We start from the raw sequence: 1,772 nt of genomic DNA, 5'->3' as shown, positions 1-1,772 counted from the left end.
CACGCCGCCCAGTCCCGCCCGGCTGAAATACTCCGCCAGCTCCGGCCCGGAGAACCACGGCGACGCAATCTTCTGGAACGGCAGCGTGTAGCCGATCACGATGCTCACGCCGCCGATCTGCCCGAGCAAACCGGTGGACGGATAATGCAGCGGCGAATCCGCCGACGGCATGTAGGGCGACGTGGGCACCCACGGCAGGCCGGTGTCGCGCCACGTCATCCAACGGCGCCAGTTTTCCATCTTGAGAACTTTCAGCGCGCAGGGCTTCGCGATCCAACGCTCGCCATTGATCATCTGAGCGAGTTCGCCGGCGGTCATGCCGTAGGCGTAGGGGATGGGCCATTGCCCGACCATCGAGCGAAACTCAGGGCGGAGCAGCGGCCCCTCGATGCGTTCGCCGCCGATGGGATTCGGGCGGTCGAGCACGACAAAGGCGACGCCGTTGGTCGCACACGCTTCCATGGCGAGCCCCATTGAGCTGATGAAGGTGTAGGAGCGGCAGCCGGTATCCTGAATGTCGTAAACGAGGGCATCCAGGCCCTGAAGCATCGCGGCGGTGGGCTTGCGCACGGGACCGGGGCCATAGAGTGTGTAGACGGGAAGGCCGGTGCGCGGGTCGGTGGTGTTGGGGAACTCCTGTCCGGCGGGGACGTTGGCATTCAAGCCGTGTTCCGGGGCGAAGAGCGCGACCAGTTTCACCCCGGGAGCGCGGCGCAAGATGTCGATGGTGGATTCGAGCCGAGAATTGACGCCGGAAGGATTGGTGAGCAGGCCTACGCGCTTGCCGCGCAGCGCTTCAAAGTTCGTGGCGGCGAGAACTTCATTGCCGAGCCGAACTTGGGCGAACGTGCCAAAGGTGCCCAGCCAGATCAGGCACGCGAGCATATTGGAAATAGGGCTGCACCAACCATTTTTCGCCAGCATAACTGTAGATCACGTTGAACATCGTGCTGTTGTTCTGCACCACCGGCGTGGAGAAGGTGGAGCGCGCGTTGCGATCCAGCGCGGCGGCCAGCACCAGCGAAAGGGTGTGCGGGCCATCGACATAGGAAACAATGCCCGACAGCCAGTTGAATTTGCCGGAGAAAAAGCCATCCGTAAGCGCCAGCCCGGCGGTGATCTTGCCCGCCGTCACATTGGCCTGCACGCCGCGTGTAAGCACATTTTCCTGGCCCCACAGCACGCCGCGTTCGATGTTGAGATTCTGGAAACTGAACGGCGCTTCCAGCCCGATCATCGCCGGCAGGATGCCGGCCTGAACGTTGAACGCCGAAGATGGCGCAATCTTCACCCACGCCTGCGGCACCGGGCCATAGGTGGCATCGGTGAAGGTGGCGGCGCGGGCGTAGGGCAGGCCCAACGTTTCATGACGGTAGAGGCCTGCCTGCACCAGAAACTGGAACACGCCTTCGGGTTTCTGGATGATCACCTGGGCGTTTGACACATCGGCAAAGCTGCTGGCCACGCCAGGCGTGGTGTTGGACTGGGTACCGACAAAACCGCTGGCGATGCCGGAGATGTAGATCTTGCTGCCGCCCAGATCGACACTGAGCGGCTTGGGATTGTAGCTGATCGGCCCGCTCAGGCCCGGCAGCAGCGGCGGCGGCGCGTCCTGCGCTGCGGCGGCACCTGCACCCAGCAGTGCTGCGCCGGCCAGAGCGCGGGCAAGCAGCGAAATCGGATCAATCATGCAGGGTCCTTTGTGCGGAGTATTGAAAATATCGTATCGCTTGGCCGGCGATGACCATCCAACAATGCACGGCAACACCAAA

2 protein-coding genes are annotated in these 1,772 nt (G+C 63.1%); both read right to left on the bottom strand.

The annotated features are described in order from the left end of the window. Positions 1-885, bottom strand: an 885-nt coding sequence (locus RMO81_RS14155) for a DUF1343 domain-containing protein (RefSeq protein WP_310476545.1), incomplete at its 3' end; no start/stop codon positions are given. Next, entirely contained in the window at positions 821-1,690 is an 870-nt protein-coding gene (locus RMO81_RS14150; protein ID WP_310476544.1) for an outer membrane beta-barrel protein, read from the bottom strand. The genes RMO81_RS14150 and RMO81_RS14155, both read right to left, overlap by 65 nt. Positions 1,691-1,772 lie beyond the last annotated feature (82 nt).

This window comes from Sandarakinorhabdus sp., from assembly GCF_031422795.1.
Classification (GTDB): Bacteria; Pseudomonadota; Alphaproteobacteria; order Sphingomonadales; family Sphingomonadaceae; genus Sandarakinorhabdus.
The sequence above is the reverse complement of the archived record's forward strand: the minus strand, read 5'-3'. Positions and strand labels throughout refer to the sequence as shown.

Bases quoted from the DNA above. Each gene is read 5' to 3' on its own strand.
- RMO81_RS14150 (WP_310476544.1), bottom strand. From the start codon at position 1,690: ATGATTGATCCGATTTCGCTGCTTGCCCGCGCTCTGGCCGGCGCAGCA.